Origin of the sequence: Lysinibacillus mangiferihumi (genome assembly GCF_003049665.1) — a bacterium.
Lineage (GTDB): Bacteria > Bacillota > Bacilli > Bacillales_A > Planococcaceae > Lysinibacillus > Lysinibacillus mangiferihumi.
In genome coordinates, this window is sequence record NZ_PYWM01000018.1 from 1 (window position 1) to 26,006 (window position 26,006).

The window sequence follows — 26,006 nt, forward strand, 5'->3', positions numbered from 1 at the left end:
ACAACATTAAATCCATTGATATTCGAAGAAAAATTGAGCAAGGGGTAATTTAAATGTCAATTGAAGATGAAATTTTAGCTAATCCAGTGTTACGAGAGATTCAAAATTCACTAGAATTACAGACTGCGAAAGGTCTTGCGAAGTATGGTACAACAGTCAATCCGATGGATTACACAACAATTGAATGGATTGAGCACGCAATACAAGAGTCGATGGACAAAATTGTTTATTTGACAGTACTAAAACAGAAACTGGAGGAAATGCAGAATGCGAGAGATTAAATTTCGGGCATGGTGGAGCAACATTGGAGAAATGGAATACTTTGATACAGTAGCATTTTTAAATTTTGAAGATGGTACTTTAATTTATCAAAAACATCCAGAAGAAGAAACTTGTACAGATGAGATATCAGATGGATTCGAATTAATGCAATACACAGGATTAAAGGACAAGAACGGGAAGGAGATTTATGAGGGGGATATTTTAAAAACTCCTTCAGCAAGTGGAATAGGAGACATCATAACAACTATAGAGTGGACTGAATTTAGTTGGAAAGAGAAATTAATTTATTCACCTATTCACCAATTTTACGAGTATTTTGATTTCTCAGATGAAACTGGAAACGATTGTGAAGTCATCGGCAACATCTACGAAAATCCTGAATTGTTGGAGGGCATAGCGTGAGCAGAGAAATTAAGTTTAGGGCTTGGGTTGAAAATGAACACATCAAAAATGGTCCGTATCCATTCATGAATCAACATATCGAATTTATGGGAGGGTTAATAAACGATATTTTCGCCACAAGTGGCAAAGAGCCATTAAATTCACTTCATAACAAAATTACTTATATGCAGTATACGGGTTTAAAGGATGCCAAAGGAAAAGAGATATACGAAGGGGATATTGTTGATTACTTAGGCGATATAGACCATATAAACAGCAATGTATTACGTGTTATCGAATATAAAAACGAGGAAGCATGTTTTGTAGCTAGACTACCAGTAGGCGTTGATGGTGAGGAAGCAGTTTATTTGAATGAACATGATTTTAAAGTCGTTGGCAACATATACGAAAACCCTACACTACTGGAGGAACTACAAAATGGAACTAAATAAATTTCAAGAGTTGTCAAAACGAACAATGCCATTACAAGGTGAGCCGAAAAACCATATTCATAAAGAACATGGCATAACTAATTATGCTTTAGGCTTGATTGGTGAGTGTGTCGAGGTATTGAGTGCTGTTAACGATCGTGATGCAATTCTAAAAGAAATTGGTGATGTATCGCATTATGCTTTTGGTATCCTAACCTTCTTAGGCGAAACATACGAGCCACTTGCTAATTATACTGTGGAAGGCACAAGAGAAAGCATAATCAATAAAATCATCATCCTATCCGGTGAGATTTCAGAACAAGTGAAGAAATTCGTGTTTCATCGTCATGAATTAAATTCAAGTAAGATGATATTAGCATTAAAAATGTTAATTCAAAATTTAATTGTACTCGCTGAAATGTACGATTCATCCTTTGAACAAATTTGCAAAATGAACATTGATAAATTGAAATTGCGTTATCCAGATAAATTCAATGTTGAGGATAGTAAAAAGCGTGTTGATACGGTGCAGTAGAAAGGGTGAGTGGAATGCAACGAGTCTTAGATGCCTGTTGCGGCAGCAGGATGTTTTGGTTCGATAAGCAAAATGAGGATGCGTTATACATGGATATTCGTGAAGAAGAAGCTACATTGTGTGATGGTCGCCGATTAGTTGTGAAACCAGATATTGTCGCTGATTTCCGTAACATGCCGTTTGAAGATGACAGTTTTCACATGGTGGTATTTGATCCGCCGCACTTAGTACGTGCTGGAGATAATTCGTGGCTAGTTAAAAAATATGGCAAATTGAATGAAGCTTCTTGGAGAATGGATTTGATGCAAGGTTTTGATGAATGTATGCGTGTACTAAAACCAAATGGCACATTGATATTCAAATGGAACGAAGACCAAATTTCTTTACGAGAGGTTTTGGACTGCTTTGGCCACAAACCGTTATTCGGGGATAAACGCAGTAAGACACATTGGGTAGTGTTTATGAAATAAATTAATAGAGGAAGTGGTGATTCAATGGCAACCAAATACGCATTGTATAAAGGTGATGAACTACTATCGGTTGGAACTATTAAAGAGTTAGCAGAACAATTTCAAGTTGGTGAAAGGACAATCCATTTTTATATGACACCAACATATCAAAAGCGCACTAGTGAAAGAAAAGGCAGACGATTAATTAAGCTTGATTAATGAAATAAACAAACAAGGTAGGTGCTGCACATGCCTACGTTATCGCGTAGTGAAACACAAACGATTGAAAAGTACTGGACTGATTATGAAGTCTATAAAAAACAATTAAAATATCGGGAATGGGAGTTATTAAATCCACACAATGAAGATGCCTTAAACTTTAATGCCAAGAGTAGTAAAATATCCAATCCTACACATAATAAAGCTGTAGTTCTAATGAATGATGTCTACTATCAAAATTTAAGCCGAATCGTAAAAACTGTGGAGGACATTTACAAAGAACTTGATAACGACTTAAAAACAATTGTCGATATGCGTTATTGGGACACAGAAAACAACTGTTATGAATGGCAGCATATCGCAGATGAATTATATATGTCTGTTCAACGTGTACTACGAAAACGCAATGCATTAATTGACATGACAGCTAAACGAATTGGTTGGATGATGTAACAGAAATGTGAGTTATCAAAAACGTACTATATAACGCTAATCCTAAAAGTGATTTAATAATATTAAAAGTTTATTTTCAATTACTTTTAGATTAGGAGACAAACAAATGATTCGGAAGAATTTATATCAAATATTTTCAAATAAGCTTGATTCGAATATTATGTACTTTTATTTGGGGAAAACAGAAGAAATTAGAAAAGGAATGATCCCTGAAACCTTAAATGAATTAGAACAAATATTAAAAGAAGAATCATCTTACTATAATGAAACTAAAAACACTAGAGAAGTTATAAAAGCTTTTTTAGCTAAACGTAAAACGGAAATGCTAAAAGACAAAGAAGTGTTATTAGATGCTCCATCTGAAAGAGATATGGATGAAAGTGAAATTGAAGATAACGAGGGAATACTTAAATATGTTGAAGAAATGATTTATTTTATAGTCGAATTGGAGAAAAATTATTAGTAATTAATATTAATTAGGATATATGCGTAATTGTGAGGTATAGTGAACTTCGCTAAAAAACGTTGTAAATTGATATTGTGATAAGTTTTCAAAAGCGCACGGAAATGCGTTGAAAAATAGTATCTACAATAATAACCACGATCGCTTGTACGTGTGTTGCTAAAAACAAGCATTCAACTTAATAAGGCGATAGTGGCGGAATAAGTAGACGCTAAAACGTAGATTAATCAGCTTTAGTTATGAATTTTGACTATAAGTAACAGTAACAAGAACTTGGTCAAGGCTGTGTATTGTGCAATGGATAAACGCCTTTTATGGCACTAAAAGCAAGCGTAATCTTGTGAACTAAATTATGGCGCCAGTAACAATATAATGGCTACGATTCATATAATTCTAAAGTGGTGCATAAACGGTTAGATTAATCATGTAAGGTGTAAATCCTTACCTGTCGTTAGGTTTACCGTATCATACTTATAGTATAGGTACCTACAAAGCCTTGGTTGAAGGCAGGAAAGACAACCATATAACTTAATAAGACGATTGCGGGATCGTCAACACTACGGAGAGGCTACTATGTTGGTAGTCTCTTATTATTTATGTCAGATTTATATTATTGGAATAACATACCATTTATCCTATGATATATAGGTAGATTGGAGGTGTTAAATATGTTACAAGTGAAAGTTGTTAAAGCTTCAGGTGCAGCGACTTTAGAAGAAAAAATCAATACTGCTCTAGCTAATATAGAGTCATATGAATTTGTTGACTTGAAAGTTAGCGGTGCTAATAATGGTAAGGACGAGACTTTTGTGGCTGTAATACTTTACAAATAATAAATTACATAAGAAGTCGCACTCACTATGAGTTGCGGCTTTTTATTATGCCATAAGAGGGTCTAGTACATGATGTACCAAAGCTATAACTATGAATTGTGGAGGGCTGTATCATGATTGATTTATCACAAGAAATTAATGAACTGAAACGCGAAAGAGATGCAAAGCTTATGGCACTTTATCATGAGGTTGGTAATTTATTTGAAGGTATTCAATCTAATGTATGTACTGAAATATTAACAGAACGGTTGAAGCGTCAAGTTGAATCACTAAGAGTTGTGGAGGGCTGAACAATGGAATTAACAAAGGCTGAAAAGATTGTATTAGTATCTATGGTTACTGATTGTATAGGTGTTGAAGTACTTATCGAACTATGCGGAAAAGAATCTGTTAGCAAACTTGATGTAATGGCAATTGATTTGGCAGGTAATACAACTCCAAACGAAATGAGTGAGATTGGTCCAAGTGCTGTTAAGAAATTAGTTACCAGTATATTAGATGAATCGCTTAATCAAGAGGAGGGATGAACAATGCAAGTTTGTGAATGTATGAATGACTCGTCCCATGTATTTAAAGGCAGACATTTAGATGGTGTAACTTGCCCTGTTTGTTGTGGTCCTGTTTTACTTAAGCCTTATGACAAGGAGAAAGATAAGAGCTTACCATATTACAGAGACTTAAAGAAACAATACAATAAAAAGTTTATACAAAGTGAATGTTTAAGATGCAAGCATGTTCAGAAAAATGAATGTAATAACAAAGCCATTGATGTATTTGTGTGTGAGAAATGTAATGGTGCTTCCGTTGATACATGGACTAAGAACATTAAATATCTGGCTAAACCAAAGTCTACAATCACCATTGATTTAAATTTCGATGACAAATCTAAGTTAAAGCTTAGAGCAATTGCAAAGCATGTTGGTGCATTGGCTGATGAGTTGGATAGGATTGATAATGGAATTGTTAAAGATGGACCACAGATGCAAATCGAAAAGCTTAAAGAAATAATAATATCAATTGGCAAAGTAAATGGTAAAAGTGCCGAGGAAATTGACAGCGCATTAAAAGATTTTACAACGCGAATAGAAGGGAGCAACTGGTTATGAAATTAGCAATTGAAATATTTGAGAGGGAAAAACGAAATGCTCAAAAAGAATTGAAACACACGAATGAAAATATAAATCACCATTCCGAACAATTAACCAAATTGAATAAAGACAAAACAAAAATCGAAAATACAATAGTTGAAATAGATGATGCTATCCTTAAGCTTAAAGGCGGTCAATGATATGGAACCAATCTACGCTAAGTGCAACAAGTCATGCGGTCATAAGTTTTATGTCCAACACTTTAAGAAAGACAAACTTCATAACTCAATTGAGAAGACATACTTCAACTGTCCTAACTGTGGACGTGAGTATGTCTGTTTTTATACAGATGAATCAATACGTAAACTACAAGCAAAGATGCGTGAGCTACACCGCAAGATGAAGTGGGCTGATGGTGACAAGCTGGCACAGTTGAAGCAAGAGGAGTCCAAGCTAAAGGCAGACATTAAGAACCGCATGGACACCATCAAGTAAGAGAGGACAACACATGAACAGTAAACCTTTACGACCATGTAACAAGCCTGGTTGTGGACAGCTAACTCGTGATGGCTATTGTGACCAACATAAGACAGCCAAAGTCGATAACAATCGTTATTACGATAAGTATCATCGAAGCGACCGAAGCAAACAATTCTACCATTCAGCAGCTTGGAAACGAGCACGGGATTTAATTCGGATTCGCGATAATGGATTGTGTATTGAATGTCTAAATCAAAAACGAATTACAGTCGGAACTATTGTCGACCACATCATACCAATCAAACAAAACTGGAATAAACGATTAGATGAAGATAACTTACAGCTACTTTGTCAGTCATGCCACAACAAGAAGACAGGTTCGGAGAGGAAAGAGGGATAGCCCCCCTCTTGAATTGTGTGAAAATCACAAACAACTTACACCGGATGCCCGTTTTCCGCGCAGAAAAACCCGTTTTTAAAAATTTTTTCAGAAACCTAAAGAAATATGAAAGTGAGGTGATAGTATGGCAGGTCGAATTAAGCAGCCGTTGCAAGTGATTCTAGGGAATGGGCGCTCAAAACATTTAACAAAAGACGAAATAAAAAAGCGTCAAAATCATGAAGAAAAGATGCGCGGGCCTACAGAAAACATTGAAATTCCGTCGTATTTAACAGCAGCTCAAAAGAAAGAGTTTGCTGATATTGCTGAAAAGCTTGTTGCCCTTGAAATATTCAGTGAGCTTGATATTGATTCATTAGCAAGATATTTAGACTCAAAACATCAGTATTTGCAGTTGGTTAAAGATATACGAAAAATAAAGCCAACTGAAACAATCGAACAAGAGAACGGTAAAAAAATAGTAATTGCTAATGAGGATTATCCAAAACTACAACGTACTAAGAATACATTGTTTAACGAATGTCGTTCCGCAGCTGCTGATCTTGGTCTTACTATTACATCTCGCTTGAAATTGGTTATCCCTTCCCCTTCAACTGTGGAAGGCAAAAGCGAAGCCCAGAAGCGGTTTGGTGATAGATTATGAATTGGGTTTTAGAACGTGTTTTTAATTATTGTGATGATATTCTAAGCGGAAAAATTAAAGCTAGTATTAAACATAAATGGGCTATTCAACGCTTCTTAAAAGACTACAGGGATTGTCAAAGTGATGACAGTCCTTTTTATTTTGATGAAGAAGTGGCCGAGGATTTCTATTGGTGGGCAAATGAGTTTGAACATGTTGAAGGTGTACTGGCTGGTCAAAAGGTTGAGTTAAATGATTTCCAACTCTTCATATCTGTAAATATCTTTTGCTTTAAAAAGAAACGCAATGGAGCACGTCGTTTCCGTAAAGTATATATTCAACTCGCACGTAAAAATGCCAAATCACAGTTCTTAGCAATCGTCGGTTCATACATTGCATTCCTAGGCAATGAAAAACAACGTATGTATATTGCTGGATGGCAAAAAGACCAATCAGATGAGGTATATATTGCTGTTCGTGACGGAATTAATTCAAGTGATCTTTTGGATGGAAGATGGAAAGAAGCATACGGAAAAATTGAAGTTTACAACAATGGTTCTGTCATTGTTCCATTATCCCGTGAGACTCGTAAAACAGGTGATGGTAAAAACCCGTCAGTAGGCATTGTGGACGAATATCATAATCATCTAACGTCTGAAATTTACGATGTATTGTTATCAGGGATGGTTGCTCGTAAAGAGCCACTAATGTTTGTTATTACCACAGCAGGATTTGATTTAAGTCGGCCGTGCTTTGTTGAGTACGAATATGTATCTCGAATTTTAAATCCTGATGATGATACAGAGAATGATGATTACTTTGGCATCATTTGCGAATTAGATCCAGGGGATGACATAAAGGACGAGAGTAATTGGATAAAGGCAAATCCTATCGTAGCTACATACGAAGAAGGACTTGCTTCTATTCGTTCTGATTTAAAAACAGCTTTGGATGTTCCGGAAAAGATGCGATCCTTTTTAACAAAAACAATGAATGTATGGGTGGATATGAAAGAAGGGGGCTACATACCCGCGAATAAGTGGAAAGCCGGTGAAATCGAAGCATTTGAGATGAATGGCCGTGATGTTTATATTGGGGTCGACTTATCAAAGAAGATTGACTTAACTTCAGTAGGATATGTTTTCCCTACTGACTACGGCTTTCATGTTGGACAACATTCATTTATGCCTGAAGAAGCACTTGCAGAGCGTAGAGCGAAAGATAAAGTGCCATACGATGTGTGGATAGAAGAAGGATGGATGGATGTTACACCAGGTGCAGTAGTAGATTATAGTTTCGTAGAGCAATGGATAATGGATTTTATCAATAACAATGAATTGAATGTCATTCTATTTTGCTACGATCCATACGGTGCCACGCAGTTTGCTCAAAACATGGCTAACTATGGGCTAACAATTGTTGAAGTTCGTCAAGGTTTCCCTACATTATCAGAGCCAACAAAAGAATTTCGAGATTATGTTTATCAAAATAATGATCATCAAAAGAAAATTACCCATGTAGGCGATAAGGTATTATCATGGGCAGTCGGTAATGCAATTGCTGAAATGGCAGCCAATGAAAGTATTAAACTTTCAAAATCAAAATCTAGAGAAAGAATTGACCCAATAGCAGCCATTATAACTGCTTTTGTTCAAGCTAGATACGCAACATTCGATAGTGGTGATGGAAACATCAGCTTCATTTCAATTCATGATTTATAAGGAGGAGGTGAGAAATTGAAACTATGGCAACGAATTAAAACTTCTGCCTATATGGCATATGCGGGGGCTACTACAGGTTGGAAGGGTTCCACATGGGATTTCTCCAATTGGTTTGGTCGAACCTTTTGGGGCATCGATAACAGCCAATTAGCAACAAATGAAACCATATTTAGTGTTATTAGTCGCCTTGCTAATACCATTTCGGCATTACCTATTAAATTACATCAAAATTATGATGTGATACAAAACGATATTTCAGATGTACTCATAAATGAGCCAAACCAAAATATGAGTAGCTTTGATTTATTAAATGCTTTAGAAGTAAGTAGAAATGAAACAGGAAATGGTTACGCGATTATATTGCGCGATATACGCATGCGACCAAATGAAATTGTCCCACTGGACCCATCCTGTGTTACTGAATTTATCAATAAAGATGATGGATTGTTATGGTACCAAGTCCAAGGAGAGCGAGGGACGATGTTTGTAGCTAATACAGATATGGTACATGTTAAGCATATTCGTGGTCCAGCGCGTATCCGAGGTTTATCACCACTAAAAGTATTGGCTAATACCATTAAGTATGACAAGGCTGTTCAAGAATTTAGCTTATCGGAAATGGAGAAAAAAGAATCATTCATTTTGAAGTATGCAGCGAATGTTGATACAGATAAGCGAGACCGTATTATTGCAGATTTCAAACGATTCTATGCTGAAAATGGTGGTATCTTATTCCAAGAGCCTGGTGTTGAATTGACTGAACTTAAAAAACAATATTTTGCATCCGATACATTGGCATCAGAGCGGATAACGCGCTCACGGGTAGCCAATGTTTTTAATGTGCCAGTGTCCTTCCTTAATGATGTAGAAGGCGGAACAATGGCGTCCAATGAGCAATTAATAATTCAATTCGTAAACATGACATTGTTGCCTATCGTAAGACAATACGAACATGAATTTAATCGAAAGTTACTTACGAAAGCAGACCGAAAGCAAGGTATGTATTTTAAATTCAACCTTGGTGGACTTTTACGAGGAGATACTACAGCGCGTACAAACTTCTATCAAGCAATGTTACGGAGTGGGGCAATGAAGCCGGATGAGGTACGGATGCTTGAAGATTTGGCGCCGATGGGCGGTAAGGCGGATGTACTTTGGATTTCCGGAGACTTATATCCACAAGAAATGGATCCTGTATTGCGGAAGTCCACTGCTACTGCATCAACTGTGGAAGGAGGTGGGAAAAGTGAGTAAAAAACAACAACAAAAGTTTTTTCAAATGAAGGCGTCTACTGATGGGAAATCGGCTGACGTTTTTATTTATGGCGAAATAACTAAGTACGCATGGGAAGAATATGGAGAGGTTTCATCTATTACATTTAAGAACGAACTAGATTCGCTTGGTGATGGAATCGAAACTATTAATCTATACATTAATTCTCCGGGTGGTTCTGTATTTGAAGCAATGGCGATTATCGCTATGCTACAACGTCATCCAGCTGACATTATCTCGCACATTGATGGATTAGCTGCTTCTTGCGCATCTGTCTTACCAATGATTTCGAAACGTATCATTATGCCGTCTAACGCATTAATGATGATTCATCATGCGATGACAGGTGCTTGGGGCAACGCTAAACAACTTCGAAAAGCTGCGGATGATGTAGAGCGTATTAGCAAAGCAATGTGCCAACATTATTTAGATCGATCAGGCGACAAAATGACAGAAGAACAGTTATACGAGATGCTCGAAGAAGATAAGTGGCTTACTGCAGAACAGTGTTTAGAGTTAGGTCTTTGCGACGAAATTGTTGAAGCTAATCAAGCTGTTGCCTATGCGTTTGACGAAAAGTGGGCGAAGCAATATCGAAATGTACCACAACAACTTCTACAACAAAAGCCATCCACGCCAGTAATGAGTGCGGAAGAAAAAGCATTACGTGAACGCATAATTGCAGATTCGAAGGCGAATCTAACTTATTTAGAAACTATTCTTTAATTACTTAGGAGGTAATTTCATATGAAAACTCAAACAAAAAAACTATTAAAATCTTTGGAAAACAAAAACGCGATGAAAATGCTAATGCCATTGAACATTCAACTGTTCTCAGGTGACCAAAATCTTTACGAATTAAAACAATCATTAATGATGATTGGTCAACAATTAAAGAAAGCAGAAGGCGAAGTAACTGCAAAAGCTTCTGATCCAACTTCAAATCCAGAAGATATCAAGGCGGCTCAAAAATCTCGTGATGATTTAAAATTACGTTTTGATGTAATTAAGCAACAACACGATCAAGTAGAAAAAGAAGTTAAAGCTAAACTTGATGCTAACAAAGGGTTAAATGCCATCGATAACCCGCAACAAAAAGTTATTGCTGCCAAAGCATCGTTGGTTCGTTCTACTATGCGTGGAAAAGCTATCGATGCAGATATTCGTGCAGCACTTGGGGATGATGCAGCATCGGGTGGAGGTAAATTCTTGCCTAAAACAGTTTCACAAGACGTAATCTTAGCGCCTTTAGCAAAAAACCCATTACGCGGCCATTCTGCAGTAACACAAATTACAAATCTTGAACTACCACGTTTATCTTTCACTTTAGATGATGACGACTTCATCGCAGATATGGCAACTGCTAAAGAATTAAAAGCAAAAGGTGATACAGTAGCGTTCACGCGAAATAAATTCAAAGTATTTGCAGGTGTATCTGAAACTGTAATTAACGGTTCTGATGCTGATTTAGTTGGGCATGTTGAAAACGCACTTAAATCAGGTGTGGCAGCAAAAGAAAAGAAAGTGGCATTTGCTACTTCACCAAAAGTAGGAGAAGAACATATGAGCTTCTACTCAACTGAAAATGCAATTGTAAAAGTGGCTGGTGCAGATATGTACAAAGCTATCAAAAATGCTATTGCTGACTTACATGAGGATTATCGTGAAAATGCAAAAATCATTATGACATTCAAGGATTATAGCGATATTATCGAAACGTTAGCAAACGGAAACGCAACGCTTTATACAGCACAACCAGAACAAGTATTAGGTAAGCCAGTTATTTTTGCGGATGCTGCAACAAAGCCGATTATTGGAGACCTTTCTTATTCTCACTTTAACTACGATATTGGTGAAACATTCGAACGTGATAAAGATATCAAAACAGGTATCGAACAATTTGTTGTTACAGCTTACTTCGATCACCGTATCAAATTATCATCTGCATTCCGTATCGCAGAAGTAACTCCTACTCCTTAATAAAAGGAATAGGGTTTTTTATTTTAACGAAAGAAGGTGAACTGCATGTACAAAGTAATTAATCGATTTCAAGAAAAAAATCATGACGGCCATGTTTATGAAGTGGGTGACAACTATCCAGTCGATGGTAAAAAGCTAGTGAAGGCACGTGCCGAGTCTTTAACAGAAATCCATGAAGAATATGGGGTAGCATTCTTAAAAGCTGTAGAGGATCCTAAAAAGGCTACTGCAAAGCAAGCACCTAAAGAGCCTTCCACAGATGAAAAGAGTGATGCTTAATGCAATTACTCGATGAACTAAAAGAATATTTACGAATTGATGGGGATGATGAAAATCGTTCCCTTTCTACTTTTATTCAATCAGCACAATTTTACCTTGAAAATGCAGGGGTTAAGCAACCAAGTGACTACTATTTGATTGTGGAGGGCAAAGACGTATTTGCACAGCACCGATTAGCCATTATGACGCTCGCTACACACTTTTATGAGAATCGCATAGCAATTACGCCTTCCACAATTAAAACGGCACAACAGCCCATTCCGTACGGTTTACAGTCGATGATTCTGCAATTGAAGTGGGTGAATCCTGATGAATTATCAGTACAACAATAATGCTGCTCGATTAAATAAACGTGTTACATTCTTTAACCCACCAGGGCAAATAGTAAATGGTTGGCCGAGTCAAGATTGGACACCGTATAAAAAATTATGGGCAGAAGTAAAATCGCAAAAAGGTTACAAAGTGTTTAATTCGGACGCTACACAATGGCAAGGTAAACGTATTGTGGGTATTCGCTATCGAAACGATATTCATGAAGAAATGCGGGTTGAAATAGCAGGCAAGCTTTATGAAATTGAATCTTTAGTGAATGATGACGAGCGTAACCAATGGCTCACTATCATTGTTACGGAGGTGTTGTAAGTGCGCTTAGAACTGAATGGGATGGAAGCAATACTACAGAATCTAATGAATTTGCCACTAGAAGAAGCTGATGAAAATAGAGCATTGAATAAAGCGGCAAAAGTAATTCAAGAAGCAGTGATTGAAGAAGCCCCACAGGATGAAAGAAAAGAAAATTCTAGTGCTACTTCTATCAAAAATAATATTAAGATAAAGCGAGCTAAAGAGGGAGAAGCCAAAGTGCATACAGGGAGTGCTTACCATGCACACATTATCGAAGGTGGCCGTTCTGCTGGGAGTAAATATACGCTCAAGAATGGCAAACGTCAGTTAGTAACATGGGGACCAATTGCTCCTAATCCATTCTTTACAAGAGGATTTGAAAATAAAAAGTCAGAGGCAGTCAATGCTATGGCTGATGAAATTAGAAAGGCGTTGAGATTGTGATTGATATTAGCGAGTACATCACTCAATTACTAGAGCCGTTAATTCAAGACATTTATTTTAATACAGTCCCTACTGGTTCGAATATTCCTGCTCAATACATTACTTTTCTTGAAGTGAATGCAAATCCTGAACTAGAAGCTGGTGATAAAGAGCTTGAAACAGGGCGATTAATTCAAGTGAATGTGTGGTCGAAAACAAATTATCATAATCTTGTGGAAGACATCAGAAATACAATGGAATCAGCAGGTTATGAACGAACATTTGAATACGATGCACCAAAACAAGAAGGCGACTCGCACTTTAACAAAGTGTTGCGATTCGTCTTTTTTGATGAATATTAATATTGAAAATTGGAGTGATATAACTTGGATTTCGGGCAAGCATTAGAAAAGTTAAAACAAGGTCACAAAGTGGCTCGTAAAGGTTGGAATGGGAAAGGAATGTTCATTTATTTAGTCAACGGAACAAAAGTATTCCGCGAAAACTTAAGAAATGAAGCGAAACAACATGTTCAACCTACTGTTCCAGCACTAACTACTTGTGTGCAAATTAACGCTCATATCGACATGAAAGCGGCTGATGGTTCTATAGTAGTTGGATGGTTAGCTTCACAAACAGATATGTTGGCAGAAGATTGGGAAACTGTTGAATAACAATTTATAAAACAATAGGAGGTCATGTAAATGGCAGCTACAACGGTAAATGAAAAACCGCAAAAAATTAGTTTAAAAAGAATCCACTATGCTTTAATGACAAATGAACAAACTGAAACATGGGGTGACGTTAAAACATTAACGATGCCTATTTCATTAACGCTAACACCTAACTTTTCAGAGGCATCCTTAGATGCTGGAGACCGCGTGGTGGACCAAGAAGCACAAATGGATTCCATTACAATTGCAGGTGAAACTGCTGATTTACCAACAGAAGTTTTAGTTGATTGGTATGGGCATAAAAAGTCAGCAGAAGGTGGTATTATCACCAACTCAAATGATTCACCTAATGCTATTGCTATCGGATTTGAATCAGGATCTAAATTGGTTTGGTTCTACAAAGCAAAATTAAAGCCTGGCGAAGAATCAAATGCAACACGTAAAAAAGGCGAAACAAACTATAAAGTATATCCATTTAGTGGTGAAGCTTTACCGTTAATTGACGGGAATATCAAACATACAGTTGATACGCGCGATGCAGGGGTAACAGCTACAGCAGAAACATTCTTTGCTTCAGTTGCAAAACCTACAGAACAAACAGTACCAACTCCTTAAAACTGAAGTCCTTTCGAGGGCTTCTTTTCTTTTAAATAAAATTATGTAACTAACGAAAAGGATGGATGAAACATGCAAATCACATTACGAGTTAACAAGGAAGAAAAAACTTTTACTAACGACTTTATCAAGGCAAGGGTTTTCCGTAATGCTTTAAAGATGAATGAAAAAATGCGTAATGAAGGCAATGAGATTTCAGTGGAAACTTTCGATGAAATGATTGGATTTGTTGTAAATGTTTTTGATAATCAATTCACTGTGGATGACGTATGGGACGGTTTAGAAGCAGGTAAATTAAATGATGAAATCATGCGTGTTTTTAATAATGTGCTTAATATCGGTGGTCTTGAAACAAAGCCCTCCACAGATAATGAGGGAAAGTAAGAAGTCCATATCAAAGTATTAAACAGTTTTATAGAAGCCTTTTGAAAGAGGGCTATAAATTACATGAAATCGATGAAATGGACATCCATTTTTGGTTTGAGCTTTCAGATGAATATGAAGAAATAGAAGAAGTCACAGCCGACGAAATTTCGTGGTTGTGATTTTTATTTTTGCCAAGAAGGTGGTGAGAATATATGGCAGAAATCGGTTCTTTAGAAGTCAGTCTTAGTCTAAATGCAGCTAATTTTAACGGCTCGATTGCTCAAGTAAATAGAAGAATGACAGCAATGGGAAGTGAGCTAAGGGCTTTATCAGAAAGAGGAGATGCTTATGGTAGATCCGTAGAAGGTTTAGGCCAGAAGCAGAACATTCTAACTCGTCAATTCGATGCAGCAAGTATAAAGCTACAGGAGCAACGTAGACGTTACGATGAATTAGTGGCTAGTGGAACAGCGTCAGAAGCTGCAATTGAACGACAAGCAAATGCTGTTAACCGGGCACAAGCTGAATACAATCGATTGGAACGACAACTCGGAGAGGTAACAGAAGAATTGCGTGTTCAATCTTCCCAATGGACACAAGCAGGTCGACAATTACAAGAAGTCGGTAATAAAATGCAAGCCATAGGGGGCAATCTCTCTTCACTAGGTAAAGACTTATCGATGAAAGTAACTGCGCCTATTGCTGCATTAGGTGCAGGTGCATTTAAAGCGGCCGTTGATTTTGAATCAGCTTTTGCAGGTGTTCGTAAAACTGTTAACACAAGCGAAGAAGGATTCAAAAAGCTTGAACAAGGCATACGTGATATGGCGAAGGAACTACCCGCAAGTGCATCGGATATTGCTGCAGTGGCTGAATCAGCAGGTCAATTAGGGATTGCAGAAGATAAAATTTTATCTTTCTCGCGGACAATTATTGATTTAGGGGAATCCACCAACTTAACACGCGAACAAGCAGCTACAGAGTTTGCTCGTTTTGCCAATATCGTAGGTATGAGCCAAGACAATTTTGATCGTTTAGGTTCTTCGATTGTTGGACTAGGTAACACAATGGCTACAACCGAAGCAGAAATCATGTCTATGGGGATGCGTCTAGCAGCGCAAGGTAAACAAGTAGGTATGTCAGAAGCGCAAATTATGGCGTTAGCAGGTACTATGTCCAGTTTAGGTATACAAGCTGAAATGGGTGGTACTGCGATGACAACTGTGCTTAAAAAGATGCAAACAGCCGTAATGGATGGTGGCGCAGCTTTAGGTACGTGGGCTGAAGTCGCTCAAATGTCTAGTAGTGAATTTAAGAAGCTTTATGACGAAAGTGCTATCAATGGTTTAGATGCTGTTATCAAAGGGCTTGCCACTATTTCTTCACGTGGTGAAAACCTTGCAGTAGTACTAGAGGATATGGGCATCAAAGGTATATATGAATCAGATGTAATGATGCGTATGGCTGGAGCTAGTGAATTATTATCATCTGCAGTAGCTACGTCCACAGATGCATGGAAAGAAAATACGGCATTATCAAACGAAGCTTCACAACGATATGCAACTACGGCATCTCAAATGGCAATGTTGAAAAATAAAATCGTGGATATTGGAATCACTTTAGGTAACATCTTGATACCAATGGTAATGAGTGTACTTGATGTGATACAACCGTGGATTGAAAAATTCGCAACGCTTAGTGAAGGCACTCAAAAATTAATTGTTATTATCGCCGGAATAGCCGCAGCCATAGGACCAATAATTGTTGTGATTGGAACGCTCATATCCAGTATTGGGACTATTGTTTCTACAGTTGGAACGTTTGCATTAGCAATAGGTGAGGCGGGCGGAATTGTAGCTTTACTGACTGCTAAACTATCATTTTTAGCACCTGTATTTACTGCACTGACTGGCCCGATAGGATTAACTGTTGCAGCTATAGGCGGATTAACTATTGGTACGATTGCTTTCGCTAAGCATATGAGCAAAGATGCTTTACCAAGCGTCGAGCGTTTTGGCAAAGGCGTTTCTGATTCTACAAAAGAAGCACTTAATGGATTTTTTGATCTAAGTGAAGGTGCCTCGCAATCTGTCACAAATATGTATGTGACGTCCACAAAAGTAACGACTGAAATGGCAAAAGAACTTACTTCTAAGTATGATCAAATGAATACTCAGATTGTGGATGGCATGAAGAAACGTAACGCTGAGCAAATGTCAGATTTAAAAGAGTTCTTTATGAATTCCTCGGCACTTACATCTGAAGAAGAAGAGAAGATAATTGCTGATACTAAAAAACGTAATGAGTACAAAATTCAAGACCAGATAACCATGAATGAGATAGCAAAAGAAATTACTCAAAAGGCAGCTAATGAAAAAAGAGAATTAACAGAGCGCGAAAATGAAGTTCTCAATAACATCAACCAATTGATGAAAGAGAATGCTATAAGAACGTTCTCTGAAAGTGAATTAGAACAAAAAGTTATCTTCGAACGCATGAAAGAAAATGCTTCTATTATTTCAGCAGAACAAGCAGCAGAAGTTGTGAAAAATGCTGTAAAGCAAAAAGAAGAAGTAGTTAAGGAAGCGAATGAGACTTACGAAAAAAGAATGGCCTCAATACTTCAAATGCGTGATGAAACAGGTGTTATCACTGCAGAGCAAGCCGATAAGATGATTGCTGAAGCAACAAGGGCTAAAGATCAAACTATTTATTTAGCTGAAGAACAACACCTGAAAATTGTAGAAACCGCTCAAAAGCAAGCGGATGAACATGTTGAAAAAGTGAACTGGGAAACTGGTGAAATTTTATCAAAGTGGGAAGTATTCAAGAATAAGCATTCCGAAATATTCGATTCGGTCGAAGAGTATTACAAAAAAGTTACTGATTCATTAAAGGAAATCACTTCTACTGCTTATGAATATATCAAGACTACAGTTGAGGAGCATTTAAGCGGTGTCGTTGATTTTGTAAAAGAGCAACTTGATAAACTTAAAGATTTTTGGGATGAAAATGGCGAGGCAATATTCACTTTAGTTAAAGGCCATTTCGAAAACATTCAGTCCAATATAGAACTAGTAATGGGAATCATAAAAGGACACTTTCAAATTATTTGGCCAATTATATCCGGAATAGTTAAAATCGCTTGGAACGCAATAAAATTAACCATTGGGAATACTTTAGATATAATTCTTGGCATTATCCAAACTGTCCTTAAATTAATTCAAGGTGACTGGAAAGGTGCTTGGGAAACCATTAAGGCAACTTCTGAAAAAATCATGAAAAACATCGTTCAGTTTTTCAAGGATATAGATTTACTTCAAGTTGGTAAAGACATTATTCAGGGGTTAATTGATGGTATTGGTTCAATGGCAAAAGCTGTACGGGAAAAGGCTAAAAGTATTGCAGACGGAATTGAAAAAGCTATACGTGGTAGATTAGACACTCATTCTCCATCCCGTGTAATGATTGCAGTAGGTAAAGATATTGGCGAAGGTCTAGCAGTAGGTATTGAATCAACCCAAGCCCGTAATGAAAGTGCAATGAAAGAACTTGGCCAACTACTAGTTGATACAACAAAGTCCAACCAAGCTGAAGTAACTAAAATAGCAGATGAAGCTGAAAAAGAGCGTACTAAAATTCAACAAGATGCGGCTAAAAAGAAACTTGAAATTGAAAATAAATTAGGTGTAGATCTTAAAAAGGCAAACAACACAATAAGCGCTAAGAAAAAAGGGGCTACAGCAAATGACAATATCAAGATTCAACAATTAAAAGAAAATGCGAATGCTAAGCTTGTGAAGCTTGAACAAGACACGCAAGAAAAATTAAAAAAGGTCAACGACAAAGCTTGGTCTGATATGGTCAAAAAAGAAGAACAAGCGTCCAGTGAGCGATTGAAAGTTCTTAAACAATACATCGCTGACAAAGATTCAACAAACGAACTTTCATTGGCTACTGAACAACATATTTTAGAACAGTCATTAAAGTTCTTTAAAGATGGCACAGCAGAAAAAATTGAAGTTCAAAAAATGTATAAAAACGTGACAGAAAGTATCAATAAAGAAAAAGAGTCCATTGATAAAACTTACGTTGATAACGTTAAAAAATTAAATGATGATTATATCAAAGAAGAAGAACGATTAACTAAGGTTTATCAAGACGAATTTGATAAGCGAAGAAATGCGTACTATTCATTTGCAGGTTTATTCGATGAGATTGCACAACGAGATGTTACCGGTGCGACCCTTATAGCTGCTTTACAGTCTCAAGTTACGGCTTTTGAAGATTGGCAGAAGAATATAGCGAGTCTTGCTTCAAAGGGTATAAACGAAGGGCTACTGGCTGAACTACAAGCAATGGGGCCTAAAGCCGGTGCAGAGATAGCAGCATTAAATACTTTGACAGAAGAACAATTGGCCGAGTATACAGGACTGTGGAAGACAAAGAATGAACAAGCGCGGACTCAAACTGAATCAGAGCTTACAGAGTTGAAACAAAATACAGAAAAACAAATCAATGAGTTAAAAACAAAAACTGCCGAACAGTTACGTATTTATCAAAATGAGTGGCGTAACAGCATGATTGCATTAAAGGGTAATGTGAAAACGGAAATGGCTGAAATGCCTAACATTGGTGTTTTTGCTGTCAGTGGTTTGATTGAGGGTATGATGTCTAAGCAAGGGGATTTGTTGAATGCTGCACAATCGCTTGCTGCTATTGTTTCAAGTGCATTTACAACTGCATTAGATATTCATAGTCCATCACGTGTTATGCGTGGTTATGGTGTGAATATTGGTGAGGGTCTTGTATTGGGTATCAATGATATGGTTGGAAAGGTTGCAGGAGCTACCAATCGATTAGCGAAAGCTGTAACAGATGGTTCTTATAAATCGGGACCAGGAACAACTACATCGTCTTCCACAACACACAATACAGAAAATAACTATAACCTAACAGTGAATAGTCCTAAACCACTGGATCCATACGAAACAGCTAGATTAAGCAAAAACGGTTGGAAAGAGATTGCATTACAAATTTGATAGCGAGGTGAAAATGTGAGAACATCATTTGGCTTTAATGAAAAATTAATCTTCCACAATAACAAGGGACAGTCACTTGAAATATCAGTGACGAGTCCTTTTTTCTTGCAATCAGCAGACGGTATTGACTCGTTAGAAAATGAATTTTACAACGTTAAAAACTATAACGAAGATGGCACAAATATTAAAGGTTCCAGTGTTCGTGAAAGAAATATTGTTGTGGGGGGCCAGTTGAGACGACAGGATAAAGAAATGAATCGGCAAAAGTTAATTCGTTTCTTTAATCCAAAAAACAAGTTTACATTAGAGTACACAAACGGTGACTTCACTCGCTTTATCGATTGTCGTGTTGAAAAATCGCCTATCGTCAGTAAACATATATGGCCCGAGTTTATGATTTCGTTTTTATGCCCGAATCCTTGGTGGTACACAGAAGAACAAAAATATGAAATTGCTATGTGGGTGGCAGCCTTTGAATTTGAGCTTGAAATAGACGCGGAAGGAGACGGTATTGAAATGGGTTATCGTGAGCCGAATAATGTAGTCAACGTGTTCAATGATAGCGATACAGCCTCTCCTTTACGTATTCAATTTAAAGCCATCGGAAGTGTGGTTAATCCGTACATCGAGGTAGTGGATACAGGAAGAATTGTAAAAATAGAAGCTACCTTAAAAGGTGGGGACGTTGTTACCGTTAATACAAAGCGTGGAGATGAGTATGCCATTCTGGAACGTAATGGCCAACAAATAAATTATTTCAATTACCTTTCATATGACTCCGACATTCAACTAAGTGTAGATGTTGGCGACAACTTGATTCGTTATGATGCTGCTGAATTTGTATCTAATTTAGAGGTGTCTATTTACTTCACACCTCAATTCGTGGGGGTGTAGCGATGCTTTATGTATGTAATGAGAAATTTGAACGTTTAGGGTACATTGGCAACTTCTCATATTTACTGTGGAGGAAAAAGTATGGTCCTGGTAGTGAGGCGGAAGTACATGTTGATGTAACACCTAAAAATATTGAGTTGTTGAAAAATGGTAATATTATTTTCCGCCAAGATGATAACGAAGCTATGTATATTTATTATCGTCAATTCGATGATAGTAATGGTGTAGATCAATTGGTTATCAAATGCTTCTCTCTTACACGATGGACAGACCGAAGAATCCTGTGGAAGCAATATGATTTTAATGATACTCCTGAAAAAATCATGAGGCAAAGCATCATTGAAAATATGATTAGTCCTACTGATTCAGCACGTAAAATTCCACAGGTACAACTTGCTATGGTAAAAAATATCGGTAAAGCCATTCAACAACAAATATCCTATAAGCAAGTTTTTGAGGTGTGTGAAAATTTATGTACCACTCATGATGTTGGAATGCGCTGTTTATTCGATGGACGAACACTCAAATATGATTTTTACGAAGGGACAGACAGAACCATTAATCAAAGTTTGAATCCTCGTATTATCTTATCAAAGAATCGTAGTAACTTGCTTAAACGAACGTACGAGGATGCAGATAATGATTTGAAAACAACAGCTCTTATAGGCGGTGCTGGTGAAGGTACAGCTCGTAAGATGGCGAGCATCGGAACATCTATTACAGGGTTAAACCGACGTGAAATATTTATCGATGCACGGGAAATTTCCGATACAAGGGACGGTGACGGCGAGCAGATACCGATTCCATACGGTGAATACAACAATTTACTTGTAGCTAAAGGCAACGAAAAGATAGCCGAATATACAGAGTTCATCGGCTTTGATTGCGAGTTAGATGTGACCAAAGAAAATACAAAATACAATGAAGATTTCTTCTTGGGTGATTTAGTCACGATTAAAGATGATGATTTAGGAATTTTAATGAATAGCCGTGTGATGCAAGCAGATGAAGTATTTCAGGAGGATGGTAAATCAATCTACGTGACGGTTGGTAAATCAGTGCCTACCCTTCCACAGGCTATTAAAAGGATGGTGAAGTAGTAATGATGAGATTTGGAATGTTTAACTCTATTAATGGAGATAGAAAATACAAAGCAGAAGATTTTGCCCAGTACTTTGCCACGTTTATCGGCAATGGTATTTTCGTTAAACCTTCTGATTGTTTACAGGTAATGGCTGTTTCTAATACCATGAAAGTTATTATCAGACCAGGTAAAGCGTGGATTAACGGATATTATTTAATTAATGATGAGGATTATAGTTTATCACTAGCAGTTGGTGATACATCGCTTAACCGCATTGATCGCATTGTTATACGATTAGATTTCCTCCAAAGAAAGATGAGTGTGGAAGTCAAGAAAGGTACATTATCAGCAACTCCAGTAGCTCCTACATTAAAACGTGATGCAGATGTTTATGAATTAGCTTTAGCTGATATTTATATTGCAAAAGGAGCATTAACAATTACACAAGCATCTATTACAGATACACGATTAAATAATAGCCTTTGCGGTATGATGCATGCAGTTGTAAATCAAGTAGACACAACTACAATCTTTAATCAATACCAATCATGGTTTAATAGCTATAGTGTCACAAAGGCAAATGAATTTGCAGAATGGCAGACCAATGTAACAACAGCTTTAGAAGCTTGGATTGATGCACAAGAAAAAGATTTTATAGACTGGAGACGTGCGGAAGAAGCACTATTTCTTGCTTGGTTTGAAACTATAAAAGGTAAATTAAGTGAGGATGCAGCAGGAAATTTATATAACATGATTGAGGAACACAAAAATACCGCACTACCTCATAAGTTTTTAGATACAACAGATAACAAAAATTACAAATATGGATTTAAGACCAATCAAGCAAAGGATGGTCTTATTTTTGTTTATGAGGAGGTTTTATAATGCCAGAAATTAATTTACCTACAAAGGCAACACAAGATGCTATAAAAACAAATGTAGATAATGTAAATACAAATGTAACAAGTGTTAAGAATGACGTTGCTATAGTTAAAACAAATGTGGCAACAGTAAACACTAATGTAAATACACTAAACACTAATGTAGGTACTCCTACTTCATCCGCAAGTAGTTCCACAAGTGGGAATGCTCACGCTAAATTAAATTGGCTGTTAACTAATTTACAAACATTGGTGTCGGGTCGAGTAGTTAAGAGTATACAAAGAGGAATGCGGTCACGTGAAGAAGTGCCGGATGATACAGTTAGCATTTCCACAGTGGATGTTAGTAAAACTATAGTGCTTCTTGATGGACGCAAAGAATCATCAAATGGAGCCGTACCAGTGATGTTGAGAAGTCTATCGTCCACTTCGTTTACCGTAACTTCGAATGTTGGTGGAACCTCTAGATATGACTATTCTTGGCAAGTAATTGAATTTTATTAAGGGAGTGGTTAAATGTTTATATACGCACAATTAAATAATGAAGATATTGTTGTTGGTATAAGTCAATTAAGTGGAAAAGTAGATAATGACAACATGATATTAATTAATGATTTAAAAGTTGTAATGGGAAGTACTTATAATAGACAAACAGGCGAATTTACGCCACCTGTTATTTCTGAACCAACGCCAAACGAACCTCAACCAACATTAGAAGAAATGCAGGCTCAAACATTATTAAATACTGAAGTATTAATTGCAATGAAAAATATCGGAGTGTAGGGAGGAACAAATATGAATATTGTATATCGTGCTGCGGAGTTATTAATCACTAGTCCGGGATGTAACTATGATGTAATGGCAACAAATTTAAGTTTACTTATGTTAAATAAACAAGTCAGTCAAGAGGAGTATTCGAAGTTATGTGCATTAATGAACGAACAGCAAAATAAAGTATCAGAAGCAACGCAAGCATAAGCTTAGCGTTATTTTTATGCCCTCCACTTTGTGGAGAGCTTTTATTATGCGAAAAGGAAGTGTTGTAATGGAATTAACAGCTATCGTAGGTGTGCTAAGTGCTTTGTTTGGAATGCTTTTCACATACCTCGCATTTTTGAAAAACAGAGATAAAGACGTGCAACAAAGTGCTGCAGAATCAGCGGTTATCAGTACGAAATTAGATTCAATTAATAATGGTGTGGAAAACATACGAGTGGACATGAAAGTCGAGCAAAAGGCACGTATGGACTTATCAGAACGTGTTACACGCGTTGAAGAATCAAGTAAGCAAGCACACAAACGAATCGATGAATTGGGGGATAAAGTGTATGAAAATTAATTGGAAAGTACGTTTACAACACAAACAATTTTGGGTGTCTTTAATTGCATTATTACTTGTGCTTGCGAATCAAATCGCAGGCATTTTTAATGTCGATATTACGATTTACAATGAGCAAATTACAGCCATTTCAGAGACGATTCTAAGCATTTTAGGCTTACTTGGTATTATCATTGACCCAACAACAAAAGGCGTTTCAGATAGTACACAAGCATTGTATTACGATACACCAAAGGACGGTGAAACAAAATGACTTATGTTATCGAACAACGCATAATGTCAGGATTGCCGAACTACTCTTTAACTACAGTTAAATATGTTATTGCGCATGAATCCGGTAATGCCAAAAACAATGGTCCGAATGCATTAGAAAATGAATTAGCCTTTATGAATCGTAATAAAGCAAATGCCTTTACATCACATTGGGTTGGAGATGGCGGTAAAATTGTACAAGTTGCCCCAGTCAATAAATTGCAATATGGTTGTGGACCTAAAGGCAATCCACTTAGCTATGCCCAAGTAGAATTGGCACGTACAGCTGATAAGGAGCAGTTTAAAAAGGACTATGCAGCTTATATTTGGTTATTACGAAAACTTGCTAAAGACGCTGGCATACCTATTGTGCTAGATGGTAGTGGCAATGGTATCAAGTCACATCGATGGATTACAAATAATTTAGGTGGCACTACACATGTAGATCCGTATGCGTATTTAGCAAGTATGGGAATTACAGAAGCACAATTTAAACGAGACATACAAAACGGATTAAACGAGGAGGGCCTAACAGTGGACCAATATAATGAATTGAAAAAGGAAATTAAAACATTACAAGGCTTAATTGCAGAAAAAGCAAATCTACAATCTGAATCAGAGGTAGCATCGTCACATAAAGAGGCTTGGGAATGGGCCATTAAAGAAGGTATTATTAAAGGTGACGGCAAAAGCATGAATCCTACAGGCGCGCTTACACGTCAACAAATGGCAACAATGCTTAAAAGATACCACGATAAATTTAATAAGTAGTGTTTGCAAAATCAGAGTTATTAATCGTTATAGAATGTTTTTTATTATTTATTACACAAATATTTGCGTTTATAATGAATCTTTTGATAAAAAAATGCTATTGAAGAAAATGTTAGGTGAAAATTATTGTATTTTTAATTATCTTATGTGTTATAAGACCTAAAAATGATCGAAATACTTGAAAACAAGTCTTATTAAGTGTTTAATAAGGGTAAGCAATGGGAGAATATAGGAAATAAGAAATACAATCGTCATGTATTTTTAATTAATTCTCCCATAGACTATTATAGAGGTGATAACGATGGCTACTCAAAGCTTTCTTAGCGATTTTAAATTCACAGCAAAGTCAGGCAAAAATATTCTAGAAGCAATCGAAAATTCGAAAACAAATGAACATGTTTTCAGCCAAAAAGTAACTGTGGTTAAAGATAAGGAAGTAATTAATAAAATGATGGATTCATTATTGGGAGCCCGTGGTAACTAGGTGAAGAGTACGTGTCATTAGAAGTTGTTCAATTAAAGGATTTACTAGATACAGGTAGAAGTAAGGAGGAAATACAACAAATCCTTCTTACTTTTTGTTCATTACCATGTTCTAATCCAGATGATGTTCATGACGTACAGTTTTTCCTACATAATAAAGCCATAGAGTTTGAAAAAATGGATATTTCAAGAACATTCCTTGTGTTTTCTACATATAAAAACACTCCTTACTTAGCTGGATATTATTCTCTATCCAATAAACCATTAGTTATTAGTAAAAAGAATTTTTCTAAATTGAGTAATTCGTTGAAGAAAAGTCTAATGGGAATTGGGCATAAAACAGATGCCGCTAATTATGAAGTTAAAGGTTTTTTGCTTGGGCAACTTGGAAAAAATTATTCGGAACAAGCACTAGCAGCTAACATGGTTAGTGGTGCGGATTTAATAGCACTAGCAAATGAGTCAATGTATCAAGCATATAGGACTGTTGGCGGAAGAATCTTTTATCTGGAATGTGAGGATGTACAACCCCTTAAAGATTTCTATATTAAATTGGGTTTTAGAGAAATCCTGAATTATAGATCAGATAGTGGTTATTGTATATTTGTACAACGAATTGAAAATGTAAGTAAGGCCAGCGCAGCAATATAGCAGAGCTGGTCTTTTTTT

At 36.7% G+C, this 26,006-nt stretch carries 40 protein-coding genes; all 40 read left to right on the forward strand.

Annotated features, from left to right (window positions below; translation table 11 throughout):
* Positions 1-53: 53 nt before the first annotated feature.
* The 40 genes from C9J37_RS16150 (at position 54) to C9J37_RS16335 (ending at position 25,988) form a co-directional block, all read left to right on the forward strand.
* A complete protein-coding gene (locus C9J37_RS16150; protein WP_107896159.1) occupies positions 54-281 on the forward strand; it encodes a hypothetical protein in 228 nt (75 codons plus the stop codon).
* Positions 268-684: a YopX family phage-derived protein gene (locus tag C9J37_RS16155; RefSeq protein ID WP_107896160.1), complete on the forward strand. Its 417-nt coding sequence runs from the start codon at positions 268-270 to the stop codon at positions 682-684. Before C9J37_RS16150 ends, C9J37_RS16155 begins: the two co-directional genes overlap by 14 nt.
* Positions 681-1,115 (forward strand): YopX family phage-derived protein, encoded by a 435-nt coding sequence (locus C9J37_RS16160; RefSeq protein ID WP_167397328.1) that lies wholly within the window; start codon positions 681-683, stop codon positions 1,113-1,115. Before C9J37_RS16155 ends, C9J37_RS16160 begins: the two co-directional genes overlap by 4 nt.
* Positions 1,102-1,629 (forward strand): nucleoside triphosphate pyrophosphohydrolase family protein, encoded by a 528-nt coding sequence (locus C9J37_RS16165; RefSeq protein WP_107896162.1) that lies wholly within the window; start codon positions 1,102-1,104, stop codon positions 1,627-1,629. Before C9J37_RS16160 ends, C9J37_RS16165 begins: the two co-directional genes overlap by 14 nt.
* 14 nt (positions 1,630-1,643) lie before the next feature.
* On the forward strand, positions 1,644-2,099 hold the full coding sequence (locus tag C9J37_RS16170) for a class I SAM-dependent methyltransferase (RefSeq protein WP_025220154.1): 456 nt from the start codon (positions 1,644-1,646) through the stop codon (positions 2,097-2,099).
* Positions 2,100-2,123: 24 nt separating this feature from the next.
* Entirely contained in the window at positions 2,124-2,297 is a 174-nt protein-coding gene (locus C9J37_RS28300) for a hypothetical protein (RefSeq protein WP_167397329.1), read from the forward strand.
* A gap of 30 nt (positions 2,298-2,327) precedes the next feature.
* The gene (locus C9J37_RS16175) at positions 2,328-2,750 is read left to right on the forward strand and encodes a DUF722 domain-containing protein (protein WP_107896163.1); all 423 of its coding nucleotides are present in this window, start codon (positions 2,328-2,330) and stop codon (positions 2,748-2,750) included.
* A 106-nt stretch (positions 2,751-2,856) separates the two neighbouring features.
* The gene (locus C9J37_RS16180; protein ID WP_107896164.1) at positions 2,857-3,213 is read left to right on the forward strand and encodes a hypothetical protein; all 357 of its coding nucleotides are present in this window, start codon (positions 2,857-2,859) and stop codon (positions 3,211-3,213) included.
* A 668-nt stretch (positions 3,214-3,881) separates the two neighbouring features.
* A complete protein-coding gene (locus tag C9J37_RS16185) occupies positions 3,882-4,046 on the forward strand; it encodes a sporulation protein Cse60 (RefSeq protein ID WP_107896165.1) in 165 nt (54 codons plus the stop codon).
* A gap of 113 nt (positions 4,047-4,159) precedes the next feature.
* Positions 4,160-4,336, forward strand: a complete 177-nt coding sequence (locus C9J37_RS28305; protein ID WP_167397330.1) for a hypothetical protein — start codon at positions 4,160-4,162, stop codon at positions 4,334-4,336.
* Positions 4,337-4,339: 3 nt separating this feature from the next.
* Entirely contained in the window at positions 4,340-4,573 is a 234-nt protein-coding gene (locus tag C9J37_RS16190) for a hypothetical protein (RefSeq protein ID WP_107896166.1), read from the forward strand.
* A 3-nt stretch (positions 4,574-4,576) separates the two neighbouring features.
* Positions 4,577-5,152, forward strand: coding sequence for a hypothetical protein (locus tag C9J37_RS16195; RefSeq protein ID WP_107896167.1), 576 nt, complete (start codon positions 4,577-4,579; stop codon positions 5,150-5,152).
* Positions 5,149-5,334 (forward strand): hypothetical protein, encoded by a 186-nt coding sequence (locus C9J37_RS16200; protein ID WP_107896168.1) that lies wholly within the window; start codon positions 5,149-5,151, stop codon positions 5,332-5,334. The genes C9J37_RS16195 and C9J37_RS16200 overlap by 4 nt, the downstream gene beginning before the upstream one ends.
* Positions 5,300-5,629: a hypothetical protein gene (locus C9J37_RS16205; protein ID WP_137067839.1), complete on the forward strand. Its 330-nt coding sequence runs from the start codon at positions 5,300-5,302 to the stop codon at positions 5,627-5,629. Before C9J37_RS16200 ends, C9J37_RS16205 begins: the two co-directional genes overlap by 35 nt.
* Before the next feature lie 13 nt (positions 5,630-5,642).
* Complete coding sequence (locus tag C9J37_RS16210) at positions 5,643-6,014, forward strand: HNH endonuclease (protein ID WP_107896170.1); 372 nt, start codon at positions 5,643-5,645, stop codon at positions 6,012-6,014.
* A gap of 124 nt (positions 6,015-6,138) precedes the next feature.
* Entirely contained in the window at positions 6,139-6,657 is a 519-nt protein-coding gene (locus tag C9J37_RS16215; RefSeq protein WP_107896171.1) for a phage terminase small subunit P27 family, read from the forward strand.
* A complete protein-coding gene (locus tag C9J37_RS16220) occupies positions 6,654-8,357 on the forward strand; it encodes a terminase large subunit (RefSeq protein ID WP_107896172.1) in 1,704 nt (567 codons plus the stop codon). The genes C9J37_RS16215 and C9J37_RS16220 overlap by 4 nt, the downstream gene beginning before the upstream one ends.
* Before the next feature lie 15 nt (positions 8,358-8,372).
* A complete protein-coding gene (locus C9J37_RS16225) occupies positions 8,373-9,611 on the forward strand; it encodes a phage portal protein (RefSeq protein ID WP_407656259.1) in 1,239 nt (412 codons plus the stop codon).
* On the forward strand, positions 9,604-10,356 hold the full coding sequence (locus C9J37_RS16230) for a head maturation protease, ClpP-related (RefSeq protein ID WP_107896173.1): 753 nt from the start codon (positions 9,604-9,606) through the stop codon (positions 10,354-10,356). The genes C9J37_RS16225 and C9J37_RS16230 overlap by 8 nt, the downstream gene beginning before the upstream one ends.
* A gap of 72 nt (positions 10,357-10,428) precedes the next feature.
* Complete coding sequence (locus C9J37_RS16235) at positions 10,429-11,610, forward strand: phage major capsid protein (RefSeq protein WP_407656260.1); 1,182 nt, start codon at positions 10,429-10,431, stop codon at positions 11,608-11,610.
* Between the two features lie 45 nt (positions 11,611-11,655).
* A complete protein-coding gene (locus C9J37_RS16240; RefSeq protein ID WP_107896175.1) occupies positions 11,656-11,889 on the forward strand; it encodes a hypothetical protein in 234 nt (77 codons plus the stop codon).
* The gene (locus tag C9J37_RS16245) at positions 11,889-12,221 is read left to right on the forward strand and encodes a head-tail connector protein (RefSeq protein ID WP_107896176.1); all 333 of its coding nucleotides are present in this window, start codon (positions 11,889-11,891) and stop codon (positions 12,219-12,221) included. Before C9J37_RS16240 ends, C9J37_RS16245 begins: the two co-directional genes overlap by 1 nt.
* Positions 12,199-12,531, forward strand: coding sequence for a phage head closure protein (locus C9J37_RS16250; protein ID WP_107896177.1), 333 nt, complete (start codon positions 12,199-12,201; stop codon positions 12,529-12,531). The genes C9J37_RS16245 and C9J37_RS16250 overlap by 23 nt, the downstream gene beginning before the upstream one ends.
* Entirely contained in the window at positions 12,532-12,957 is a 426-nt protein-coding gene (locus tag C9J37_RS16255) for an HK97-gp10 family putative phage morphogenesis protein (RefSeq protein ID WP_107896178.1), read from the forward strand.
* On the forward strand, positions 12,954-13,298 hold the full coding sequence (locus tag C9J37_RS16260; RefSeq protein ID WP_107896179.1) for a hypothetical protein: 345 nt from the start codon (positions 12,954-12,956) through the stop codon (positions 13,296-13,298). The genes C9J37_RS16255 and C9J37_RS16260 overlap by 4 nt, the downstream gene beginning before the upstream one ends.
* Positions 13,299-13,322: 24 nt before the next feature.
* Positions 13,323-13,610 (forward strand): DUF2829 domain-containing protein, encoded by a 288-nt coding sequence (locus C9J37_RS16265; RefSeq protein WP_107896180.1) that lies wholly within the window; start codon positions 13,323-13,325, stop codon positions 13,608-13,610.
* Between the two features lie 30 nt (positions 13,611-13,640).
* Positions 13,641-14,225, forward strand: a complete 585-nt coding sequence (locus tag C9J37_RS16270) for a major tail protein (protein WP_107896181.1) — start codon at positions 13,641-13,643, stop codon at positions 14,223-14,225.
* Between the two features lie 72 nt (positions 14,226-14,297).
* Positions 14,298-14,609 (forward strand): phage tail assembly chaperone G, encoded by a 312-nt coding sequence (gpG, locus tag C9J37_RS16275; RefSeq protein WP_107896182.1) that lies wholly within the window; start codon positions 14,298-14,300, stop codon positions 14,607-14,609.
* A gap of 194 nt (positions 14,610-14,803) precedes the next feature.
* Entirely contained in the window at positions 14,804-19,633 is a 4,830-nt protein-coding gene (locus C9J37_RS16280) for a phage tail tape measure protein (protein ID WP_107896183.1), read from the forward strand.
* Positions 19,634-19,648: 15 nt separating this feature from the next.
* A complete protein-coding gene (locus tag C9J37_RS16285; protein ID WP_107896184.1) occupies positions 19,649-20,527 on the forward strand; it encodes a phage tail domain-containing protein in 879 nt (292 codons plus the stop codon).
* A 2-nt stretch (positions 20,528-20,529) separates the two neighbouring features.
* Positions 20,530-21,627, forward strand: a complete 1,098-nt coding sequence (locus C9J37_RS16290; protein WP_107896185.1) for a siphovirus ReqiPepy6 Gp37-like family protein — start codon at positions 20,530-20,532, stop codon at positions 21,625-21,627.
* Between the two features lie 2 nt (positions 21,628-21,629).
* On the forward strand, positions 21,630-22,496 hold the full coding sequence (locus C9J37_RS16295; RefSeq protein ID WP_107896186.1) for a hypothetical protein: 867 nt from the start codon (positions 21,630-21,632) through the stop codon (positions 22,494-22,496).
* A complete protein-coding gene (locus C9J37_RS16300; RefSeq protein WP_107896187.1) occupies positions 22,496-22,996 on the forward strand; it encodes a hypothetical protein in 501 nt (166 codons plus the stop codon). Before C9J37_RS16295 ends, C9J37_RS16300 begins: the two co-directional genes overlap by 1 nt.
* Before the next feature lie 12 nt (positions 22,997-23,008).
* The gene (locus C9J37_RS16305; protein ID WP_107896188.1) at positions 23,009-23,275 is read left to right on the forward strand and encodes a hypothetical protein; all 267 of its coding nucleotides are present in this window, start codon (positions 23,009-23,011) and stop codon (positions 23,273-23,275) included.
* A 12-nt stretch (positions 23,276-23,287) separates the two neighbouring features.
* On the forward strand, positions 23,288-23,470 hold the full coding sequence (locus tag C9J37_RS16310; protein WP_107896189.1) for a hypothetical protein: 183 nt from the start codon (positions 23,288-23,290) through the stop codon (positions 23,468-23,470).
* A 46-nt stretch (positions 23,471-23,516) separates the two neighbouring features.
* Complete coding sequence (locus C9J37_RS16315) at positions 23,517-23,831, forward strand: hypothetical protein (RefSeq protein ID WP_024364938.1); 315 nt, start codon at positions 23,517-23,519, stop codon at positions 23,829-23,831.
* Entirely contained in the window at positions 23,821-24,084 is a 264-nt protein-coding gene (locus tag C9J37_RS16320) for a phage holin (protein WP_107896190.1), read from the forward strand. Before C9J37_RS16315 ends, C9J37_RS16320 begins: the two co-directional genes overlap by 11 nt.
* Positions 24,081-24,854 carry a peptidoglycan recognition protein family protein gene (locus C9J37_RS16325; protein ID WP_107896191.1) on the forward strand — a complete coding sequence of 258 codons (774 nt, stop codon included), beginning with the start codon at positions 24,081-24,083 and terminating at the stop codon, positions 24,852-24,854. Before C9J37_RS16320 ends, C9J37_RS16325 begins: the two co-directional genes overlap by 4 nt.
* Positions 24,855-25,155: 301 nt before the next feature.
* Positions 25,156-25,338 (forward strand): hypothetical protein, encoded by a 183-nt coding sequence (locus tag C9J37_RS16330; protein WP_107896192.1) that lies wholly within the window; start codon positions 25,156-25,158, stop codon positions 25,336-25,338.
* Between the two features lie 11 nt (positions 25,339-25,349).
* The gene (locus C9J37_RS16335; protein ID WP_107896193.1) at positions 25,350-25,988 is read left to right on the forward strand and encodes a GNAT family acetyltransferase; all 639 of its coding nucleotides are present in this window, start codon (positions 25,350-25,352) and stop codon (positions 25,986-25,988) included.
* Positions 25,989-26,006 lie beyond the last annotated feature (18 nt).

Coding starts and splice junctions, on each gene's coding strand:
- C9J37_RS16150 (WP_107896159.1), top strand. CDS start 54: ATGTCAATTGAAGATGAAATTTTAGCTAATCCAGTGTTACGAGAGATT.
- C9J37_RS16155 (WP_107896160.1), top strand. CDS start 268: ATGCGAGAGATTAAATTTCGGGCATGGTGGAGCAACATTGGAGAAATG.
- C9J37_RS16165 (WP_107896162.1), top strand. CDS start 1,102: ATGGAACTAAATAAATTTCAAGAGTTGTCAAAACGAACAATGCCATTA.
- C9J37_RS16170 (WP_025220154.1), top strand. CDS start 1,644: ATGCAACGAGTCTTAGATGCCTGTTGCGGCAGCAGGATGTTTTGGTTC.
- C9J37_RS28300 (WP_167397329.1), top strand. CDS start 2,124: ATGGCAACCAAATACGCATTGTATAAAGGTGATGAACTACTATCGGTT.
- C9J37_RS16175 (WP_107896163.1), top strand. CDS start 2,328: ATGCCTACGTTATCGCGTAGTGAAACACAAACGATTGAAAAGTACTGG.
- C9J37_RS16180 (WP_107896164.1), top strand. CDS start 2,857: ATGATTCGGAAGAATTTATATCAAATATTTTCAAATAAGCTTGATTCG.
- C9J37_RS16185 (WP_107896165.1), top strand. CDS start 3,882: ATGTTACAAGTGAAAGTTGTTAAAGCTTCAGGTGCAGCGACTTTAGAA.
- C9J37_RS28305 (WP_167397330.1), top strand. CDS start 4,160: ATGATTGATTTATCACAAGAAATTAATGAACTGAAACGCGAAAGAGAT.
- C9J37_RS16190 (WP_107896166.1), top strand. CDS start 4,340: ATGGAATTAACAAAGGCTGAAAAGATTGTATTAGTATCTATGGTTACT.
- C9J37_RS16195 (WP_107896167.1), top strand. CDS start 4,577: ATGCAAGTTTGTGAATGTATGAATGACTCGTCCCATGTATTTAAAGGC.
- C9J37_RS16200 (WP_107896168.1), top strand. CDS start 5,149: ATGAAATTAGCAATTGAAATATTTGAGAGGGAAAAACGAAATGCTCAA.
- C9J37_RS16205 (WP_137067839.1), top strand. CDS start 5,300: ATGATGCTATCCTTAAGCTTAAAGGCGGTCAATGATATGGAACCAATC.
- C9J37_RS16210 (WP_107896170.1), top strand. CDS start 5,643: ATGAACAGTAAACCTTTACGACCATGTAACAAGCCTGGTTGTGGACAG.
- C9J37_RS16215 (WP_107896171.1), top strand. CDS start 6,139: ATGGCAGGTCGAATTAAGCAGCCGTTGCAAGTGATTCTAGGGAATGGG.
- C9J37_RS16220 (WP_107896172.1), top strand. CDS start 6,654: ATGAATTGGGTTTTAGAACGTGTTTTTAATTATTGTGATGATATTCTA.
- C9J37_RS16235 (WP_407656260.1), top strand. CDS start 10,429: ATGAAAATGCTAATGCCATTGAACATTCAACTGTTCTCAGGTGACCAA.
- C9J37_RS16240 (WP_107896175.1), top strand. CDS start 11,656: ATGTACAAAGTAATTAATCGATTTCAAGAAAAAAATCATGACGGCCAT.
- C9J37_RS16245 (WP_107896176.1), top strand. CDS start 11,889: ATGCAATTACTCGATGAACTAAAAGAATATTTACGAATTGATGGGGAT.
- C9J37_RS16250 (WP_107896177.1), top strand. CDS start 12,199: ATGAATTATCAGTACAACAATAATGCTGCTCGATTAAATAAACGTGTT.
- C9J37_RS16270 (WP_107896181.1), top strand. CDS start 13,641: ATGGCAGCTACAACGGTAAATGAAAAACCGCAAAAAATTAGTTTAAAA.
- gpG (WP_107896182.1), top strand. CDS start 14,298: ATGCAAATCACATTACGAGTTAACAAGGAAGAAAAAACTTTTACTAAC.
- C9J37_RS16280 (WP_107896183.1), top strand. CDS start 14,804: ATGGCAGAAATCGGTTCTTTAGAAGTCAGTCTTAGTCTAAATGCAGCT.
- C9J37_RS16290 (WP_107896185.1), top strand. CDS start 20,530: ATGCTTTATGTATGTAATGAGAAATTTGAACGTTTAGGGTACATTGGC.
- C9J37_RS16295 (WP_107896186.1), top strand. CDS start 21,630: ATGATGAGATTTGGAATGTTTAACTCTATTAATGGAGATAGAAAATAC.
- C9J37_RS16300 (WP_107896187.1), top strand. CDS start 22,496: ATGCCAGAAATTAATTTACCTACAAAGGCAACACAAGATGCTATAAAA.
- C9J37_RS16305 (WP_107896188.1), top strand. CDS start 23,009: ATGTTTATATACGCACAATTAAATAATGAAGATATTGTTGTTGGTATA.
- C9J37_RS16310 (WP_107896189.1), top strand. CDS start 23,288: ATGAATATTGTATATCGTGCTGCGGAGTTATTAATCACTAGTCCGGGA.
- C9J37_RS16315 (WP_024364938.1), top strand. CDS start 23,517: ATGCGAAAAGGAAGTGTTGTAATGGAATTAACAGCTATCGTAGGTGTG.
- C9J37_RS16320 (WP_107896190.1), top strand. CDS start 23,821: ATGAAAATTAATTGGAAAGTACGTTTACAACACAAACAATTTTGGGTG.
- C9J37_RS16325 (WP_107896191.1), top strand. CDS start 24,081: ATGACTTATGTTATCGAACAACGCATAATGTCAGGATTGCCGAACTAC.
- C9J37_RS16330 (WP_107896192.1), top strand. CDS start 25,156: ATGGCTACTCAAAGCTTTCTTAGCGATTTTAAATTCACAGCAAAGTCA.